Origin of the sequence: Candidatus Thalassolituus haligoni (assembly GCF_041222825.1) — a bacterium.
Taxonomy (GTDB): Bacteria; Pseudomonadota; Gammaproteobacteria; order Pseudomonadales; family Oceanobacteraceae; genus Oceanobacter; species Oceanobacter antarcticus.
In genome coordinates this window covers 3,455,099-3,472,500 of record NZ_CP139482.1, presented here as the reverse complement: position 1 = coordinate 3,472,500, position 17,402 = coordinate 3,455,099, and the positions used below count along the sequence as shown (strand labels likewise).

General features: G+C 54.6%; 15 protein-coding genes and 2 rRNA genes (1 of these 17 cut by a window edge). 11 read left to right on the top strand and 6 right to left on the bottom strand.

Going from position 1 to position 17,402, the window contains the following annotated elements; all coding sequences use genetic code 11:
• From SOJ49_RS15600 to SOJ49_RS15590, 3 genes are all read left to right on the top strand, one after another.
• Window positions 1–760: ribosomal RNA gene (locus tag SOJ49_RS15600) — 23S ribosomal RNA — on the top strand (it extends 2,126 nt beyond the left edge of the window).
• Between the two features lie 160 nt (window positions 761–920).
• A 5S ribosomal RNA gene (gene rrf / locus SOJ49_RS15595) occupies window positions 921–1,036 on the top strand.
• 304 nt (window positions 1,037–1,340) lie between these two features.
• Entirely contained in the window at window positions 1,341–1,820 is a 480-nt protein-coding gene (locus SOJ49_RS15590; RefSeq protein ID WP_369855415.1) for a hypothetical protein, read from the top strand.
• Window positions 1,821–2,045: 225 nt separating this feature from the next.
• Here the strand turns inward: SOJ49_RS15590 and SOJ49_RS15585 are convergent, their stop codons facing one another.
• Window positions 2,046–2,855 carry an inositol monophosphatase gene (locus SOJ49_RS15585; RefSeq protein ID WP_369855414.1) on the bottom strand — a complete coding sequence of 270 codons (810 nt, stop codon included), beginning with the start codon at window positions 2,853–2,855 and terminating at the stop codon, window positions 2,046–2,048.
• Between the two features lie 71 nt (window positions 2,856–2,926).
• Window positions 2,927–3,583 carry an arylesterase gene (locus SOJ49_RS15580; RefSeq protein ID WP_369855413.1) on the bottom strand — a complete coding sequence of 219 codons (657 nt, stop codon included), beginning with the start codon at window positions 3,581–3,583 and terminating at the stop codon, window positions 2,927–2,929.
• Here SOJ49_RS15580 and SOJ49_RS15575 point away from each other — a divergent pair.
• The 7 genes from SOJ49_RS15575 to SOJ49_RS15545 all read left to right on the top strand — a co-directional run bounded on the left by SOJ49_RS15575 (window position 3,582) and on the right by SOJ49_RS15545 (window position 14,576).
• Entirely contained in the window at window positions 3,582–4,343 is a 762-nt protein-coding gene (locus SOJ49_RS15575; protein ID WP_369855412.1) for an ABC transporter ATP-binding protein, read from the top strand. The genes SOJ49_RS15580 and SOJ49_RS15575 overlap by 2 nt on opposite strands.
• A complete protein-coding gene (locus SOJ49_RS15570) occupies window positions 4,340–6,850 on the top strand; it encodes an ABC transporter permease (protein WP_369855411.1) in 2,511 nt (836 codons plus the stop codon). Before SOJ49_RS15575 ends, SOJ49_RS15570 begins: the two co-directional genes overlap by 4 nt.
• A gap of 154 nt (window positions 6,851–7,004) precedes the next feature.
• Window positions 7,005–8,027, top strand: a complete 1,023-nt coding sequence (locus SOJ49_RS15565; RefSeq protein ID WP_369855410.1) for a GTP-binding protein — start codon at window positions 7,005–7,007, stop codon at window positions 8,025–8,027.
• Between the two features lie 222 nt (window positions 8,028–8,249).
• The gene (locus SOJ49_RS15560) at window positions 8,250–11,159 is read left to right on the top strand and encodes an ExeM/NucH family extracellular endonuclease (protein ID WP_369855409.1); all 2,910 of its coding nucleotides are present in this window, start codon (window positions 8,250–8,252) and stop codon (window positions 11,157–11,159) included.
• 472 nt (window positions 11,160–11,631) lie between these two features.
• Window positions 11,632–13,728: an ATP-binding protein gene (locus SOJ49_RS15555; protein WP_369855408.1), complete on the top strand. Its 2,097-nt coding sequence runs from the start codon at window positions 11,632–11,634 to the stop codon at window positions 13,726–13,728.
• Window positions 13,725–14,087, top strand: coding sequence for a response regulator transcription factor (locus tag SOJ49_RS15550; protein WP_369855407.1), 363 nt, complete (start codon window positions 13,725–13,727; stop codon window positions 14,085–14,087). The genes SOJ49_RS15555 and SOJ49_RS15550 overlap by 4 nt, the downstream gene beginning before the upstream one ends.
• Window positions 14,088–14,129: 42 nt before the next feature.
• Complete coding sequence (locus SOJ49_RS15545; RefSeq protein WP_369855406.1) at window positions 14,130–14,576, top strand: chemotaxis protein CheX; 447 nt, start codon at window positions 14,130–14,132, stop codon at window positions 14,574–14,576.
• On the opposite strand, the gene SOJ49_RS15540 is transcribed toward SOJ49_RS15545, so the two are convergent.
• The 4 genes from SOJ49_RS15540 to SOJ49_RS15525 all read right to left on the bottom strand — a co-directional run bounded on the left by SOJ49_RS15540 (window position 14,550) and on the right by SOJ49_RS15525 (window position 16,306).
• Complete coding sequence (locus SOJ49_RS15540; protein WP_369855405.1) at window positions 14,550–15,134, bottom strand: flavodoxin family protein; 585 nt, start codon at window positions 15,132–15,134, stop codon at window positions 14,550–14,552. The genes SOJ49_RS15545 and SOJ49_RS15540 overlap by 27 nt on opposite strands.
• A gap of 14 nt (window positions 15,135–15,148) precedes the next feature.
• Window positions 15,149–15,589, bottom strand: coding sequence for a hypothetical protein (locus tag SOJ49_RS15535; RefSeq protein ID WP_369855404.1), 441 nt, complete (start codon window positions 15,587–15,589; stop codon window positions 15,149–15,151).
• A gap of 71 nt (window positions 15,590–15,660) precedes the next feature.
• Window positions 15,661–16,029, bottom strand: a complete 369-nt coding sequence (locus tag SOJ49_RS15530; RefSeq protein WP_369855403.1) for a hypothetical protein — start codon at window positions 16,027–16,029, stop codon at window positions 15,661–15,663.
• The gene (locus SOJ49_RS15525; protein ID WP_369855402.1) at window positions 16,010–16,306 is read right to left on the bottom strand and encodes a hypothetical protein; all 297 of its coding nucleotides are present in this window, start codon (window positions 16,304–16,306) and stop codon (window positions 16,010–16,012) included. Before SOJ49_RS15525 ends, SOJ49_RS15530 begins: the two co-directional genes overlap by 20 nt.
• A gap of 659 nt (window positions 16,307–16,965) precedes the next feature.
• Between SOJ49_RS15525 and rpsF the strand changes: the two genes are divergently transcribed.
• A complete protein-coding gene (gene rpsF / locus SOJ49_RS15520; protein WP_369855401.1) occupies window positions 16,966–17,397 on the top strand; it encodes a 30S ribosomal protein S6 in 432 nt (143 codons plus the stop codon).
• The last annotated feature ends 5 nt before the right edge of the window (window positions 17,398–17,402 follow it).

Below are 17,402 nucleotides of genomic sequence, written 5' to 3'. Positions count from 1 at the left end.
CTAGTTGTCGTGGAGCCAATCTTGAAATACCAGCCTGGTCAATTTGGGGTTCTAACTCAGGTCCATTATCTGGATCGAGGACACTGTGTGGTGGGTAGTTTGACTGGGGCGGTCTCCTCCCAAAGAGTAACGGAGGAGCACGAAGGTCGGCTAATCCTGGTCGGACATCAGGAGGTTAGTGTAATGGCACAAGCCGGCTTAACTGCGAGACAGACACGTCGAGCAGGTACGAAAGTAGGTCATAGTGATCCGGTGGTTCTGTATGGAAGGGCCATCGCTCAACGGATAAAAGGTACTCCGGGGATAACAGGCTGATACCGCCCAAGAGTTCACATCGACGGCGGTGTTTGGCACCTCGATGTCGGCTCATCACATCCTGGGGCTGAAGCCGGTCCCAAGGGTATGGCTGTTCGCCATTTAAAGTGGTACGCGAGCTGGGTTTAGAACGTCGTGAGACAGTTCGGTCCCTATCTGCCGTGGGCGTTTGAGATTTGAGAAGAGCTGCTCCTAGTACGAGAGGACCGGAGTGGACGAACCTCTGGTGTTCCGGTTGTATCGCCAGATGCATTGCCGGGTAGCTACGTTCGGACGGGATAAACGCTGAAAGCATCTAAGCGTGAAGCCTCCTTCAAGATGAGATCTCACTGGAACCTTGAGTTCCCTGTAGGGCCCTGGAAGACCACCAGGTTGATAGGTCAGGTGTGTAAGCGTTGCGAGGCGTTGAGCTAACTGATACTAATTGCCCGTGAGGCTTGACCATATAACACCCAAACCGGGCTGTTATAACAGACGGAAACACCAGGCAACTGCTGCCTCTATTATGAATCTCTCAAAAAACTCATGTATCCAACCCTATTTGGTGAAACTCTGCCGGGTCGATCGACCGATCCCCTTCAGACAGACAACACCATAACAGTTTGCTTGACGACAATAGAGCTGTGGAACCACCTGAATCCATCCCGAACTCAGAAGTGAAACGCAGCATCGCCGATGGTAGTGTGGGGTCTCCCCATGTGAGAGTAGGTCATCGTCAAGCTCTTAAATAGAACACCCCGTCCTGCGCTGCAGGGCGGGGTTTTTTACGTTCGCTGTAAAACCAATGTGCTGAACATATAGCCAATACATCCATGCTGGTGTTTTTTGGTAATTCGTTTTAGCGTAAAGGGGACATCTATTTAATCCGGTGCTCACTCTGGGCTGCCGGATGGTGTCGAATCACGAAGCCGACTTGCAGGCCTGACGGGTCAAGTCAAACGTCGGCGACACAGAGTCGAGATCATCCGGCAGCCCCGCGCAGAGCCGTGCAGGATTAAATAGATGTCTCCTAAAGGCTGTTCCGCATGGATGTGATGACAATGGCCAGTACACATTTTCCAACCCCTGACACTTCCGGTTCCACCGATGGATTTGCTGCCCTCAAGCAGCGTCATCGTCATGAGCGTGATGGTTATCCTGAGTTTCTTGATTTGCGGGTTCACCGGGCCTTGAGCTGGTTACACCGTGCTGAGCAGTGTGACGATGATGATGGTGCCTTTATCTTCCTTTGGATCTCACTAAACGCAGCTTGGGATTATCACAACCAGAAGCCGGACATTGAAGAATGGCAAATCAGCTTTAACCGAGCACGGGATCAATCCAAGTCGGCATTGGCCAATCAAAAAACAGCGGACGTATTGAATATCGTGATGGATAGACTTTATACGCTCCGTAATCAACTGGTGCATGGTGGAGCAACCTGGAATGGCAAAGTGAACCGCAGTCAGGTTCGTGATGGGAGAAATATTCTGCCTCTCTGGTTCCCGTTATTATTACCATCATGATGGATAATGCGGCGGCGCATTGGGGGGAGCCTTTTTATCCGGTGCGTCGGTAAGTGGCGTGTTCTGGCAGAATACTCAAGACTCTATTCAGGGCAGCTAGCAGCTAGCTCCCTGGATGTACACGGAGGTGGTTCTGCGAGGCACACGCTAGCACCTCAAGCCTGGTCTGAATTCAGTAAATGTCTCGTTATGTCTGGGACAAATGGCCGGGTTTATTGATAGTACTTAACCACGGCCGTATCGGACGTCAGATTGTTGCAGCAGCGCTTGTAACGGTTCAAACAGGGCCGGTGTGACGATCATGATATTGCGGCTGATCAGCTGCGGATTGTCGTTGTTTGCCAACGGGTGAATATGGCCCAGACGGGCGCCCGCTTCTCGAGCAATCAGTTGCGCGGCGGCACAATCCCAGATCTTGACGTTTTCGTAGTAACCATCCAGTCGGCCACAGGCAACCCAGCACATATCCAGTGCGGCAGCACCGACCCGGCGCAGGTCGGCACAGTGTTTGAGTACTTGTTCCAGGCGGCCGATCAGGTAGTCGAGGTCATCTTTCTGATAGGGGAAGCCGGTGGCTATCAGCGCGCGATTCAGCTCAGTCTTGGCGGAGCAGTGAATCGGTTGGTCGTTCATATAGGCTCCATGGCCTTCCAATGCATAAAAGGTCTCATCCTGGAAGGGGCTATGCACTACAGCTGCTTTGGCTTCTCCTTTGTGATAGTAGGCGATGGATACGGCGACCTGATGCTGGCCATGGGCATAATTGACGGTGCCGTCGATCGGGTCAATGATCCACAGGTGTTCGCACTGGGTGCTGTTTTCTGGCCCCAGTTCTTCTGATAACAATTGATGATCTGGAAAGGCAGCCAGAATGCCGCTGCTGATCAGCTGGTCGGCGGCGACATCGGCTTGGGTGACCAGTTCGGCGCCGTCGTATTTGAAGTTGATCTGCAAATCATTACGCATTTGTGTGATGGCGTCGCCAGCCTGACGTGCCAGTGACAGTGCGAGGTCGAGCATGGGTTGATAATTCATGTGGGTCTTTCCTTGTCGGCAAGGGGAGGCTGATCCGTTCATTGTGCCCAGCGTTGGTTACATTTCGCTGGTTATATTTCATTGGTGACGAACTCAATCCAGATTGTCATGGCGTTGATGACCGCACTGGCCATGGCCGGTTGTGCTGCTGCTGTGGGATGAATTCCATCGGCCTGCATTAGTTCTGGTTGGGTTGCTATGCCTTCCAGCAGAAAGGGGAGCAGCAGAGTTTCTTGCTGGTTGGCCAGATCGCTGTAAATGCTGGCAAAACCATCCGCATAGCGGGCACCGTAGTTGGGCGGTATTTGCATGCCCAGCAGCATCACCATAATGCCTTCGTGTTCTGCCATGGTGATCATGTGTTCGATATTGTTGCGGATAACCGTGAGCGGTGTACCGCGCAAGCCATCGTTACCGCCCAGTTCGATCAGCAGCAGGTCTGGTTGATGTGTCTTGAGCAGTGCCGGTAACCGGGCCACGCCACCCTGGGTGGTGTCGCCACTGATGCTGGCATTCACCACGGTTACCTGTGGAACACGTTGTTGCAGCTGTTGTTGGAACAGAGTGACCCATCCCTGTTGAATCGGTACACCGAATCCGGCACTAATACTGTCTCCCAGTACCAGGATAACCGGGGCGGTGCTGCGCCCGCTGTCCAGAGGTTCTGCCAGTGCCGGTAATCCGGTCAATATGACCAGTGCCAATAACAGGATTTTGATACTAGCCATGCGTAATAACAGCGACATCTCTTTTTGCTCCCTTGAAAAATCCACAACGTCCTCTGCGGCTGTCTGTGGCCACACGTCAGCCCTTGAGTTAACCCGTGTTGGCAAAACAGTGCAAGCCGGAGGGCAGCCGTTGACGTTACTGAATGCGGTTTCTCTGCGAGTGGAAGCTGGCACCAGTCTGGCCATTGTTGGCGCTTCGGGCAGCGGCAAATCGACGCTGCTGGGCATTATGGCGGGGCTGGATCTGCCTTCTTCCGGGGAATTGTCATTGCTGGGGTATCGGCTCGATCAGCTGGAGGAAGACCAACGTGCGGCTGTACGGGCAGAGGGCGTCAGTTTTGTGTTCCAGAATTTCCAGTTGTTACCGGGTCTGACGGCGTTGGAAAATGTGATGTTGCCACTGGAAATTCGTCAGCAACCCAAACCGCTGCCAGAGGCCAGGCGTCTGCTGGAAAGTGTCGGTCTGGGCCATCGCATGAGCCATTACCCCAGCCAACTGTCGGGAGGAGAACAGCAGCGCGTTGCTCTGGCACGGGCCTTTGCTGGTCAGCCGGGTATTTTGTTTGCCGATGAACCGACGGGCAACCTGGATCGTGCGACGGGCAAACAGATTGAAGACCTGCTGTTTCAGCTGAATGCAGAGCATGGCACCACTCTGGTATTGGTGACCCACGACCCACAACTGGCGCAACGTTGTCAGCGTCAGGTATGCATGACCGATGGTCAGTTGCAGGAAGTGGCGACCGGGGCGTCGGTATGACGGAATTACACATAACACGCTTGCCGCTGCTGGCGCAGTGGCGACTGGCGCTCAGGCTGTTGTGGCGCGAAGCGCGTAGTGGGGGGTTGACGCTGATTTTATTGGCGCTACTGATTGCTGTCACCTCGACCACGGCGATTGCCTTGTTCAGCGCTCGCCTCGAACTGTCGTTGGATGACAAGTCCGGCGCCTGGCTGGGGGCCGATCTGCGTATTCGTTCGAGTGCGGCCTTTACTGCAGAGCAGTTGCAGCTGGCCACGCAGCTGGGGCTGGAGACCGCACAGGTGTTGTCCTTTCCCAGTGTGGTCTTGTATGGCGACAATATGACCCTGGCTGCGATCAAAGCGGTGGATAACGGTTATCCGATGCAGGCCCGGCTACAAGTTATAACGGCTGGGAATCAGCTGCCTGTGCTGCAGCAACATGGCCCGGCAGCTGGCGAAGCCTGGGTTGAACCCCGGTTACTGGCGCTGCTGGATGCGGCGTTGGGAGATGAGCTGGAGCTGGGTGACAAGCGTTACCGGGTTACCGGTGAGATTACTGAGGAGTCGGATCGGGGCGGTGGTTTTTACAGCTTGTCGCCACGGATGATGGTGCACTGGGATGATGTACAAGGCAGCGCCTTGCTGGGGCCAGGCAGCCGTTTGAACTATCGCCTGTTAATGCAGGGTGACTCGGCGGCATTAACGCAATTGCAAGTGGACTGGCCGCTCAGCGATAAGGAAAAATTCGAAACTCTGGCAGACGGCAATCAGCGGATGGCCAGTTCATTACAAAAAGCCCGGCAATATCTGGCGTTGGCGTCACTGCTGGCGGTGGTATTGGCCAGTATCGCAGTGGCAATTTCGGCTCAGCGTTATGCTCGTCGGCACTTCGATATCAGTGCCCTGATGAGGACGTTCGGTTTGCATCGTGGTGATGTGCTGCGGCTCTACCTCTGGCAGTTGGTGGCACTGGGTTTGGCCGCAGCGGCGATCGGTGCCGTACTGGCGGTGGGTCTGCAAGCGGGCATAATTCAATTATTGGCAGAAGTATTGCCGCCGCAGATGCCTGCTGCCCCGCCGCTGGCCTGGCTGCTCGGACTCAGCTCTGGACTGGTAACCTTGCTGGGATTCGGTCTGCCACATCTACTGCCGCTGGCAACCGTGTCGCCCTTGCGGGTATTGCGCCGGGATCTGACCCCCGTGCCACTGGCCGGTTGGTTTATGACCGGGCTGGCGTTGCTGTCGCTGACGCTGTTGCTGTGGGTCTTCACCCGTGACTTGCAGCTCACCCTGTTGGTGATGGGCGGTGGTTCGGTGCTGGTATTGATGTTACTCGGGGCACTGCAGTTGGTTATTGCCGGGTTGCGCCAGCGATTGGAGAATACCTCAATGGCATTACACTGGCGTTTTGCCTGGCAGCATCTGAGTCGCGACAGTCGCCAGACGGCCGGACAGGTTCTGGCGTTTGCCTTGACTCTGCAAGTGATGATTGTGATCGCCATGCTGCGTAACGACCTGCTGGCGGACTGGCAGGCCAACCTGCCTGATAACGCTCCGAACGTGTTCGCCATGAATATCCAGAACGCTGACAAGCAGGCGTTTCAACAGGCGTTGGCAGAACGTGGTTTTGCCTCCAAAACCCTCTATCCCATGGTGCCGGGACGGTTGCTGACGATTAACGGCAACAGTATTCAACAATTGGGGTTGGCGGATATCGGCGCTATTGATCGTGATCTGGCGTTAACGTCCGATACTCAATTACCCGCTTCCAACCGCATCGTTGCCGGAGACTGGCAGGCAATGATCCACCCCGGACAGTTGTCAATAGAAGCCGGACTGGCTGAGCGGCTGGGGGTGAAACTGGATGACCGGCTGGCCTTTCGGGCGGCCGGCGTCGAGTTTGAAGCGACTGTCAGCAGCCTGCGCGAGGTGGACTGGACGTCCCTCAGTCCCAACTTTTTTATGATGTTCTCCTCAGACATTATGGCGCAATTGCCACCCAGTTATATCACCAGTTTTAATGTGCCCGAACAATCACAGTCTCAGCTGACCAGCCTGATTCGGGAATTTCCGGCGGTCAATATCCTCGATATGCAGGTATTGCTGGGTCAGCTGCAAGGGCTGTTGTATCAGGTTAGCCTGGCGGTGGAACTGATTCTGGTGGTGGTGCTGATTGCGGCGACCCTGGTGATGGTCTCGGCGCTGGTGGCCAGCTTGCGGGAACGGCTCCAAGAAGGTGCTCTGTTACGCACGCTGGGTGCCAGTAGCGCGATGATTCGCAAGGCTCAGGTCAGCGAATACTCACTGTTGGGATTGATTGCCGCATTGCTGGCGCTGGTCGCGGCCGAAGCCTTGTGCTGGGCCTTGTACACCCAGGTGCTGGATATTCCCTATGCCGGCCTCGGCTGGATCTGGCTGTGGTTACCGCTGGTTGCGGCATGGCTATTGGCTGGGTTGGCCACGCTGTTGTTACGCAAAACCGTCAACGTTGCTCCCTTGCAAGTCATACGGGAGCTGGGTTGAGTATCAGTGCGCAGCAGGCAAAATTAATCACTTATGTTAGTGTATAACGTTTTGACCTGCTGCGGATTTTGATATGGCACTCCCTGACAGACCAGCCTCTAGCAAGCCACTTGCGCCTCTCTCAACACCTCTCACGAAGCCGGTGTCAAAAACGGTGCGCGTTTACCTGATTACCGGTTTTCTCGGCACCGGTAAAACCACCACTATTTTGCATTTGCTCAAGCACCGGCCTGCTACCGAAAAGTGGGCGGTGCTGGTGAACGAGTTTGGCGAGGTAGGGGTGGATGGCACCCTGCTGAAGGCGCTGGGCGACGGTGTGGCGATACGGGAAGTGCCGGGTGGCTGCTTGTGTTGTGTATCCGGTCTGCCGTTCCAGATCGGGATGAACAGTCTGATTACCCGGGCAAAGCCCGATGTTTTACTGATTGAGCCCACCGGGCTGGGGCACCCACGCCAGATTCTGGCGATTCTCAATCAGCCCGGTTACCAGGACGTACTGTCGGTTGGCAGTACGGTGACGCTGGTCGATCCGCGTCATCTGAGCCAATCAAAATATCGCCAGCATGAGATTTATGCCGACCAGCTTGCTGTCGCGGATGTGCTGGTGGCTAACAAGACGGATGTGTGTCAGCCAGAAGACCTGTTGCAGTTTGATGCGCTGGTGGCCGAGCGCCAGGTGGATAACCCCCATCTCAAGTCTGTCCGGGTGATTCAGGGGCAGCTGTCGCCCGATTTACTGGCAGCGGTTGAGAGCACCGCAACGACAGCATCGGCGGACATATCATCGGCGGGAACAGCAATGGATTCGCCGGGGTTACCGCTCATGCTGGATTTGACCCAACCCCTGCAGCTGGCTCTTGGTGAATCCTTCCGGGCTTTAGCGCATCAAGGTGATGGCTATCAGGCGTTAGGCTGGTTGTTGGCGGAAGACTGGGTGTTTTCGTTAGCGGCATTGCGGGGCTGGTTTTATAGTCTGGACGTTGAACGAGCCAAGGGCGTGCTGGCGACGGATGCCGGGGTTGTGGCGCTGAACTGGCGTGAAGGCACTTTGACCGAGCAGATACTGGGCGACGTTGAGGTGATTGCTTTTGAGAACCGGCTGGAACTGATCGACCTGAAGCCGTTACCTCAAGCATCAATGGAAGCGGGTTGGCAGGCGTGTGTATTAAGCCGGTAAACCCCGGTAAGCAGATAGTTCGTTACACTGGGGCCGTCAATACAGCACCGCGCTATCTTTAGCTACATCTTGCCCTTGACTTGATTAAACAAGAGTTTTGTCACTAAAACAGCGCGGTGCTGCAATATTCCGCCGTCATACTGCCGGGCTTTTGGGATCCGGCGTGGCAAACCGCTGTTTTCCGTCTTTTCTGAATCCTCTGATGATAAGCAGGTTGCGATCATGCGCACGTTTCTTTCAGCACTAGGCATTTCCCTGCTGACTCACACCTGTCAGGCCGAGCTCCTGATCAATGAAGTGGATGCGGATACCAGCGGCACCGACAGCGCGGAATTTATCGAGCTTTACGATGGCGGCAGTGGCTCCAGCTCACTTAATGGTTATACGCTGGTGCTGTTTAATGGCAATAGTGACACATCCTATCTGGCGCTGGATTTGTCTGGCTTCAGCACCGACGCCAAAGGCTATTTTGTGGTCTGTGGCTCCACCGCCAATGTCGCCGGGTGTGGTGTTGAGATCGGTGACAATATTCTACAGAACGGTGCCGATGCCGTTGCCCTGTATGCGGCCCCGGCGGCGGACTTCCCGAACGGGACGGCGGTGACGGCTAATCAGCTGCTGGATGCCCTGGTGTACGGCACCGGTGACGAAGATGATGCCGGTTTGCTGGATGTCTTGCTGCTTGCGGACTCGATTCAGGTCGATGAAGCCCAACTCGGTGACAAGGATACCCAGTCGTCCCAGCGCTGTGACACGACGGTCCGCTCGGGTAATGCCTTCCAGGTCGCAGTTGCCACGCCTGGGGCTGCCAATCGCTGTTCTGACGACAGTGAAACGCTGGTCTCTGGCCGCTGTGGCGATAGCGCCGGTGTGACAAGGATCAGCGCCGTACAAGGCGCAATTGACGACGCGAACAACGATGCCAGCCCGTTGAATAACACCCGTGTGGTGGTTGAGGCGGTCGTTACACTGGATGCCCGCAGCGGTTACGGTGGTTTCTGGATTCAGGAAGAAGACGCAGATGCCGACAGCGATGCCAGCAGTTCGGAAGGGGTGTTTGTCAAAAGCAGCGACTATGACCTAAGCGCAGGCGATACGGTACGGCTGGTGGCCAGTGTGACAGAGTCTGCGGGCGTTACCCAGCTGGACGAAGTCAGTGAGCTGATGGTCTGTAGCCAGGGTGCAACCTTGCCGTTGGCCATCAAGCTGGTATTACCAGTAGCGGATTTGTCCAGCCTGGAAGCGCTGGAGGGGATGCGTATCCAGAATCAACAGGGTCTGGTGGTTTCTGACCTGTACGGGGCGGGTTATGGCTTGGGTAACTACGGTCAGGTGGTGGTGTCGTCGGAGCTGCATTTTCAACCGACGGATGTTGCCTTACCCGGTTCGGCAGAAGCAGCCACTCTGGCACAGCGATATGCCCGGGATCGGCTGCTGGTCGATGACGGGGTGAAGGCCTATTACCCGACGTTTATTCCCTTCCCGGATGTGACCACTGGCTACAGTGCGGACAATCCGGTGCGTATCGGGGATACTTTCACCACCCTGAGTGGCGTGATACATCACTTTAATAACGACTTTATGCTGATTCCCGGCAAATACGCGATCGCCGCCAGCCATGCCCGCACCACCGCGCCAACTGTGAGTGACGCAGCCAACCTGCGAATCGCGACGATGAATGTACTGAATTATTTTAACGGTGACGGTCAGGGCGGCGGCTTCCCGACCTCTCGTGGGGCCAGTACCTATAGCGCCTTCCAGATGCAGAGTAACAAGATCGTCGCGGCGCTTGATGCTATGGATGCGGATGTGGTCGGGCTGATGGAAATTGAAAATGATGGTTATGGCGAAAACAGTGCCATTCATCAGCTGGTGGATGCGGTAAATGCCTTGCAGGCCAGCGGTGATGAGTATGCCTTCGTTGATCCGGGAACGGCCCGGACAGGCACCGACGCGATCGCCGTCGGCTTGTTGTATCGGCCGGAGCGTATCCACCTGAGTGGTACAACCAGAGTTCTATCGTCGGCCAACTCGCCGCGTGATGGGCAAGGGGTGTTATTTGACGACAGTAAAAATCGCCCATCCATCATCCAGTCGTTTGAATTTAATGATTTTGTTTTTACGGTGTCGGTGAATCACCTCAAATCCAAAGGCTCTTCGTGTGGAGAGGTTAATGAAGGCGCAGATGGTCAGGGTAACTGCAACCGCGTGCGTACCCGTGCGGCAACCGGCCTGCTGCAGTATTTGCAGACCAGACCGACCGGTGTGGCATCCACTGCCGTTCTGGTGATCGGCGACCTGAATGCCTATAGCCAGGAAGACCCGCTGCAAGCCTTCCTGGCTGGCGGTTACAGCAACCTCAAACATTCAGATATTGCCACCGAGGAAGCACCGTATAGCTACAGCTACAGCGGCTTGTTGGGCAGCCTGGATCATGCTTTGGCGACGGCGACGCTGGCCTCACATGTGGTCAGTGCCGGTGCCTGGCACATTAACTCGGTGGAAGATTCATTGATGGGTTATGAAACCGAAGCCAATGGCCAAAGCTATTCCTCAGTAGATAACTACGCCAATGCGGATCCTTATCGCTCATCCGATCATGACCCCGTCGTGATTGGTTTACGGCTAGACGCCAGTGTTCAACAGAACCAGCCGCCGGTGCTGGTGAGCGCGCTGACGGATGTCCGTATTACTCGCGCAGGAGCCACTGTCAGCCTGGATCTGGCAGCGCAATTCAGCGATCCCGAAGGGGATGTACTGGATTTTGTTGCCAGCGGTTTACCTGTTGGCTGGGCCCTGTCGGCCAGCGGCGTGCTGACCGGTTCGGCCACTACCACCGTGCTGGCCGAACTGCCAGTAACCATCGTGGTTACGGCAAGAGATGGCGAAGGTTCGGTAGCGGCTCCATTGCGGGTTCTGAATGGAATAGCAGGCTCGGTGGATGAACCGGACGAAGCCGATGCGGGTGACAGTGATACTGGCACCGAGACCGACAACGGTACTGGTAACGGTGCAGATTCCGGCAGTGCGACTGCCGGTGATGGCACGTCTGGCGGTAGTGCTTCTGGCGGTGCTATCAATGGCTTGCTACTGCTGGCGGGATTACTGCTGCTGTGGCGTCGTCGGATATAACTAATCGTCTCTCTGGACAGACATTCCCTATTCAAAATGACCGAGCGCCACGCGGACAGAACCCGACAGCTCACAGTTCTAATGGCCTTGCTGGTGCTGGTGCTGGTGCTTGTGCTCCGTTATTGATCTCTGCCGCGATACATTGTGGCGCAACCTGCTGGGGTGTTCAGACATGCCTTGCAGAATCTCCGGTAAATACCCTGAAGACGCCATGAGATGGAGCGGGCAGCTTATTTGTGCCTTGCTTTGGGGCGCTTGCTGCACAAAATTGGATGTATCTTGCGGGCTTGACATCCAACAAATTCTGTAACTTTTTGTCAGACAATCTAAGATTTTGAATCCCAATGGCTGTTTCTGCGGACTTACCCCTTTTGAGGGATTGATGACCTGTTTTGATGTGTGCGTTGGCACAATAGTTGTACCTGCAAAGCGGCTGTTTGTTACTTTTCGCTACACGTCAGGGGATTAGCACATGTTTAATGGACTTTTGGGTAAATATCGAGCGGTGGTTTTATCTGTCGCCATGTTTATTTTTCTGGATGCGGGCGTACTGGTGCTGAACTTTTATATTTCATCCCAGTTGGCTGAAGATGCCAGTAACGTAAACCTGGCGGGGCGACAACGGATGCTGTCGCAAAAGACAGCAAAAGCATTTTATGACTATGACAAACGGCTGAGTGAGGGCGGTGAAAGCGAATCAGCCTACCAGGAATTACAGCAGGCGGTGGCGCTGTTCGACCGTACTCTGGTTGCGTTTGATCAGGGTGGGGCAACGCGGGGTGCCAGCAGTAATGAATTGGTGCTGGACGCGGTTTCATCCGACGCATCCCGTGCTGCGGTAGAAGCGGCCAAGACGATCTGGCGGCCGATTTCATCCGAATTCAAGGCGTTGTTTGCAACAGCGTCTGGCACTTTGGGACATGAACGCGCCTTGCGGCGGCTGGCACCAATGGTTCGAGACAATAATAACCAGTTGCTGAAACTGATGAATGATCTGACCAACGATCTGGAAACGATCGCACGCAACAAGTCAGAAACCCTGCGAATGATCCAGGCCGGTGCGATTACGCTGGCGATTCTCAACTTCCTGTTGATTCTTTTTCATTTTATTGGCCAGTTGCGGCGCAGTGATTCTGTCGCGGAAGAAGCCCGTAGCGAAACCACGGAAATTCTCAAAAATGTACGCGAAGGCCTGTTGTTGCTGGATGGCAACTTGACCATTGGTACCCAGTACTCCGGCTCCATTCGGGACATTTTTGGTCATCAGGAATATGCCGGTACCTCCTTTCGGGTGTTGCTGAAGAGTCTTGTGACAGAAAGCGATATGCAAACGGTCGAGGAATACATCAAGCTGCTGCTGAACAGTAGCGTCAAGGAAAACCTGATTGGCTCGCTTAATCCTCTTTCGGACATCGAAGTCAGCTTGCCGGATGACCGTGGTGGTTTTCAGGTGAAGCATCTGTCTTTCCGCTTTAACCGGGCGATTGAAAACGGCGAGATTCGCCATGTGCTGGTAACGGTGCTGGATATCTCCGAGCTGGTTGGACTGCGGCGTGAGCTGGAGCAGGCGGCGAAGAACAATGGCCTGCAAATTAACGCCTTGAAAGAGCTGTTACACGTCGACAAGGATTCGATGATGCTGTTTATGACCGCTGCTGAGAGCAGCCTGGTGGCGGTCAACGATATTTTGCGGCAACGGGTTAATAGTAGTTCTGACTTCCGCGACAAGGTAGTCAGCAGTCAGCGGATTATGCATCGGGTAAAAGGCGATGCCAGTGCCCTGAATTTGCCCGAGGTTGTTCGTGCGGTGCACGAATTTGAGCAACAGCTGGAAGAAATGGCGGACATGGCGTCGTTGCAGGGGGGAGATTTCCTGCCGTTGACGTTGGCGCTGAATGATCTGTTCCGCTTGCTGGGCGACATGAAAGATGTGGTTGAGGTGCTTGGTGTCACACCGATGAGACAGCAAGAGCCCGTAGCGGTGAGTACTCTGGATAGCGACAGATTGGGGAGTCTGGTGACGCGTATTGCTGCGGAACAAGGCAAACAGGTAACTTTTGAGCTTGCACAACCCGAGTGTATCAATCTGCCTGCTGAGCAGCTCAAAGTGGTTCAGGACTGCGCCATCCAGTTGCTGCGTAATGCTGTGGTTCATGGTGTCGAACCGATTGCCATACGCCAGCAGCGTGGCAAGGATGACGCTGGCAGGGTGGTGCTGAAAATAACGCAGGAAGACGACGGCTATCGGGTGTCTGTGCGTGATGATGGCCGTGGTATCCAGTTGGAAACTATTCGCCAGCGGGCCATCGAAAAAGGTCTGTACAGCGCCGAGCAACTGGATTCCATGCAAGCCACCAGAATTATGAGTCTGGTCTTTGACCCCGGTTTTTCAACACTGGAGGAGGCTGACGAGCACGGTGGTCGTGGTATCGGTATGGATGTGGTGAAGGCTAATATCCAGCAATTACACGGTCGTATTCGGGTGGCTAATCGTCCTGGTCAGTACTGCGAAATATCCTTTTTGATTCCTGCTCAGGTTGAGCAATATGAAGTAGCGGTGGCGGTATGAAAAGACTGATGATTGTTGATGATTCGCTGATTATTCGTCGGCGAATCAAACGCGCTCATGGATTGGAGGATTTCAGCGTGGTCGGCACGGCAGCTGACGGCGAGCAGGCGGTCAGTCTGGCGCGCCAGACCGACCCGGATCTGATCACGATTGACCTGACCATGCCCAACATGGATGGCATCGAGGCCATTCCGATTCTGGCGTCAATCTGTCCGAATGCCCGTATCCTGGTGGTATCGGCATTGGCAGACAAGGCCACAGCCATCAAGGCACTGAGTCGCGGTGCGCACGGTTTTTTGTGCAAACCATTTACAGACCAGGAATTACACAGCGCGCTGACGGAACTGGCGAGCGATTAGACGCCGTACTGGCGATCTCATTTATCCGGTTGGAGAACACGAATGGATAAAGAATCCATTGAGGTATTTATTAATAGTCTGACTCATTTCTATCGTCAGGTTGGCGTTGGAGAGGTCAGTGTTGGGGTGCCTTATCTGTTGGATAGCAAGTCCCCGCTAGTGTTTGATTTTACCGGTATTATTGGTATCTCCGGCAAGCGCAGGGGCTGCGTTTACTACACTTGTCCCAAGGCGATGCTGACTCATATTCTGACCTCCATGGGGGAGCGCGATGTCAGTTCAGCCCATCTGTGTGATGTCGTGGGCGAAATTGCCAACACCATCGCCGGTAATGCCAGAAAGGCATTCGGCGCTGATTTTCTGATCTCGGTGCCGGTGGTTGTACAAGGGGAACCAGAACGTATTCATATGCCAGATAATACCCGCAGTGTGGTGATTCCGACCCGCTGGAAGAACTACCAGTCAATCATTGTCGTAGCGCTGGAGTAGTGGCGCTAAAGCTAAAGTAGTGGCGCTGGATGTCTGCTGCAGCCGGATACGCTCACTCAGTGCTTCCAGTTCCCTATCGTACAGCGGTTGCTGGCGTGTGGACTGGCCATCCGAGTAGATCAGCCGGGTTTGCATTTGCCAGCGGCATGGATGCTGTTGTGTCAGCCACTGGTTCAACAGCGTCATCGGCATGTCGGTCAGCCCTTCGAGCATCTCAGCCCCCAGCTGTTGTAACTGGGTGCTGAGCTGCGCCAATGCCTGTAAGCGGTCATCGTCGTAACAAAACTCGTTGCCGGTGCCGCATAACACCACTTGTTTGCCGTGATAACTCAATTCTTCCAGAATGGGCCAGGCGTCCGCCCAGGGCGTTTCTGGCGTACCGAAGGCATGGATCGGCAATGCCAGCACCAGTGTCTGGTAGGGCTGGATGTCTTCTGGTACGCAACTGAGCAAGTTGCAAAGCGCAACGGGAGCCCAGTGAATATGGTGTTCCAGTGCGCAGGCCGTCGCAGTAGAGCAACGGCAACTGCTGTCGTAGAGGATGGCTATGTCTGGCATGACACTCGCTCCGGTTAAATCAGGTAACGGGTGGATGCCGACAAATCCTGACTCAGACGGCGGATACAGAGGCGGCCCTGGGGCTGTTGCCGATACAGGTGACGCAAGGCAAAAAAAGGCTGGTACAGACTTTCAAGGCAAAGTTGGCGGCAGTGCGGATTGCAGTCATCGGCGAAGGCGGTGTTACGCAGGTGGCTATAAAGGCGACGCAGCCAACTTTCCTGCAGCGCCGGGAGATGGCGACTGCCTGCTTCTGCGGCCAGATCAAGTCCGATGTCCAAGTATTCATTAACCCAGAGTGTCAGCAGAACCGCGTTGTTTTGCAGCGGGATCAGCTGTTCCAGTTGTTCCAGACGACGGCTATTACTGGAACCGGACGTCAGGAGTGGCCATGGGTTTGTGCCGGAATGGGTGCGGGCGGGTTGCATCGGAAAGGCGAGTAGCGTGGCGGACATGAGTGTGGTCTCTTTCTGATCGAGTCAAGACCACTCTAATGATAATTATTCGTATTTGCAATAAGAAATAATTATTTCCAGTCGAAGGCTTTTTCTTGCCCGTGTGTCAGCTTGATCCAGCCCGGTTGATCACCGCTTTCTGATTCATTCCATTCTCGTGCAGCACAACGGATTTCAGTTTCCAGCACATGGTGGGCTGACCTGGCACATTCAAGGTCGTCAGCCCATGGGGACTGGTTTTGCTTGATCCACAAACTGTCGAAATTCCCTTCCGCCCGAACGGTAAATACCATTTCCATGGATTCACATTGCCAGAAGTGGCTGTTGCCCTTGATGGCGGTTTCGGTCACCGGGCCGATGCTGGATTCGAGCCAGGCACGCACCTGTTCCGGTTGTGCCTTTAACAGGTAAATTTCAATATCAGAAAGAGTTGGAGTCATCTTTGTGGCTGTGCCTCATGAGTCGGAATACGCTTAGCGCAATATACCCCAAGGTGGCACTGATTGCGCCGCCTGCTGTAATCAGCAATCCGAGCAGTGTGATTAATTCCTGGCCAACAGAGTCGGCCAGACGCAGATTGGCGGCGTAGATAATACTGCCACCGAGAAAAAAGAAGGTCGCACCGGCCACAAACAGACCCAGATTGGCGCGTTCCATCTCCGCCCGGCGTAACATCCATTGGTAAGCACGTTGCCAGATGTTTGCCTGAATCTGCATGGATGGCTCCCTTTTTAAAGCGATGACAGTTGCCGTTACTCTGTATCAAGAGTCTGTATCAAGAGCGGCATGGGTAAGAGTGGCACGGTTATTTGTCTCATGGCGTGCGGGGTCTGCGACACGGAGAACATGTCAAGTATAGAAGAGATCGTGCCGGTTGTGAGTTGAAAAAGAAAATCGCCCTGCAGCTGCCAGTATTCATGAGTAAGTACTGACCGCGACGGGGCGTTGCTTAACGCAAATTGCTGGTGGTTGCTGATGGAATCCGGTCAGCGCCCCAGCGGAAGGGAGATGAGCTACCCTCATAGCTCACCAGTAGAATAACTCTCTGGTTATGTAGCGGCTATGTGACCGGATGTCGCAGTGGCGGGTGGGGTTTTGCAAGTGTGTTGCTGGCGGTGCGAGTGGGTGTTGTCTTTGGTGCTGTCTTTGGTGTTATCGGTGGAGGCAACGAAGGGAATGGAACGCCTACCGGCGATCCGGCGGCATTGGTTACGTGGTTGTTTTATAGCCGCTGTTCTGGTAAATTCCGCGCTCCTTTTTATCCGTACACTGTTTGATCTGAGGACTGTTCGCAGCGCCGCCGATCATAAGAACAAAAACGGACTCCTTGTCTTACCGGATTGGCCGGAAGGCTTTCTACCCATAAGGAGCTGACAATGCGTCACTACGAAATCGTTTTTCTGGTTCACCCAGATCAAAGCGAACAGGTTCCAGCGATGGTTGAGCGTTACACCGCGACGATCGAAGGTTCCGCAGGTTCTATCCACCGTTTCGAAGACTGGGGCCGCCGTCACCTGGCATACCCGATCAACGAAGTTCATAAAGCACACTACATTCTGATGAATGTTGAGTGTACCCAGGAAGCCCTGGACGAACTGACCACCAACTTCCGTTACAACGATGCCATTCTGCGTAACCTGGTGATCCGTCGTGATGAAGCGGTCACTGAAGTTTCTCCGATCAAAGCCGCTGAAAGCCGCGAAGATCGTCGTCGTTCCGAGCCGCGTGAAGACAGCCGTGAAAAAGCGGTTGAAACCGATGAGTCTGATGTTGAAGACTCTGCCGATTCCGCTGAAGACGAAGAATAAGAGAG

Excerpts from the sequence above, each read along its gene's own strand:
- SOJ49_RS15550 (WP_369855407.1), top strand. The coding sequence starts at position 13,725 with ATGAAAAGACTGATGATTGTTGATGATTCGCTGATTATTCGTCGGCGA.
- SOJ49_RS15535 (WP_369855404.1), bottom strand. The coding sequence starts at position 15,589 with ATGTCCGCCACGCTACTCGCCTTTCCGATGCAACCCGCCCGCACCCAT.
- rpsF (WP_369855401.1), top strand. The coding sequence starts at position 16,966 with ATGCGTCACTACGAAATCGTTTTTCTGGTTCACCCAGATCAAAGCGAA.
- SOJ49_RS15530 (WP_369855403.1), bottom strand. The coding sequence starts at position 16,029 with ATGACTCCAACTCTTTCTGATATTGAAATTTACCTGTTAAAGGCACAA.
- SOJ49_RS15570 (WP_369855411.1), top strand. The coding sequence starts at position 4,340 with ATGACGGAATTACACATAACACGCTTGCCGCTGCTGGCGCAGTGGCGA.
- SOJ49_RS15560 (WP_369855409.1), top strand. The coding sequence starts at position 8,250 with ATGCGCACGTTTCTTTCAGCACTAGGCATTTCCCTGCTGACTCACACC.
- SOJ49_RS15555 (WP_369855408.1), top strand. The coding sequence starts at position 11,632 with ATGTTTAATGGACTTTTGGGTAAATATCGAGCGGTGGTTTTATCTGTC.
- SOJ49_RS15525 (WP_369855402.1), bottom strand. The coding sequence starts at position 16,306 with ATGCAGATTCAGGCAAACATCTGGCAACGTGCTTACCAATGGATGTTA.
- SOJ49_RS15575 (WP_369855412.1), top strand. The coding sequence starts at position 3,582 with ATGCGTAATAACAGCGACATCTCTTTTTGCTCCCTTGAAAAATCCACA.
- SOJ49_RS15545 (WP_369855406.1), top strand. The coding sequence starts at position 14,130 with ATGGATAAAGAATCCATTGAGGTATTTATTAATAGTCTGACTCATTTC.
- SOJ49_RS15580 (WP_369855413.1), bottom strand. The coding sequence starts at position 3,583 with ATGGCTAGTATCAAAATCCTGTTATTGGCACTGGTCATATTGACCGGA.
- SOJ49_RS15540 (WP_369855405.1), bottom strand. The coding sequence starts at position 15,134 with ATGCCAGACATAGCCATCCTCTACGACAGCAGTTGCCGTTGCTCTACT.
- SOJ49_RS15590 (WP_369855415.1), top strand. The coding sequence starts at position 1,341 with ATGGATGTGATGACAATGGCCAGTACACATTTTCCAACCCCTGACACT.
- SOJ49_RS15585 (WP_369855414.1), bottom strand. The coding sequence starts at position 2,855 with ATGAATTATCAACCCATGCTCGACCTCGCACTGTCACTGGCACGTCAG.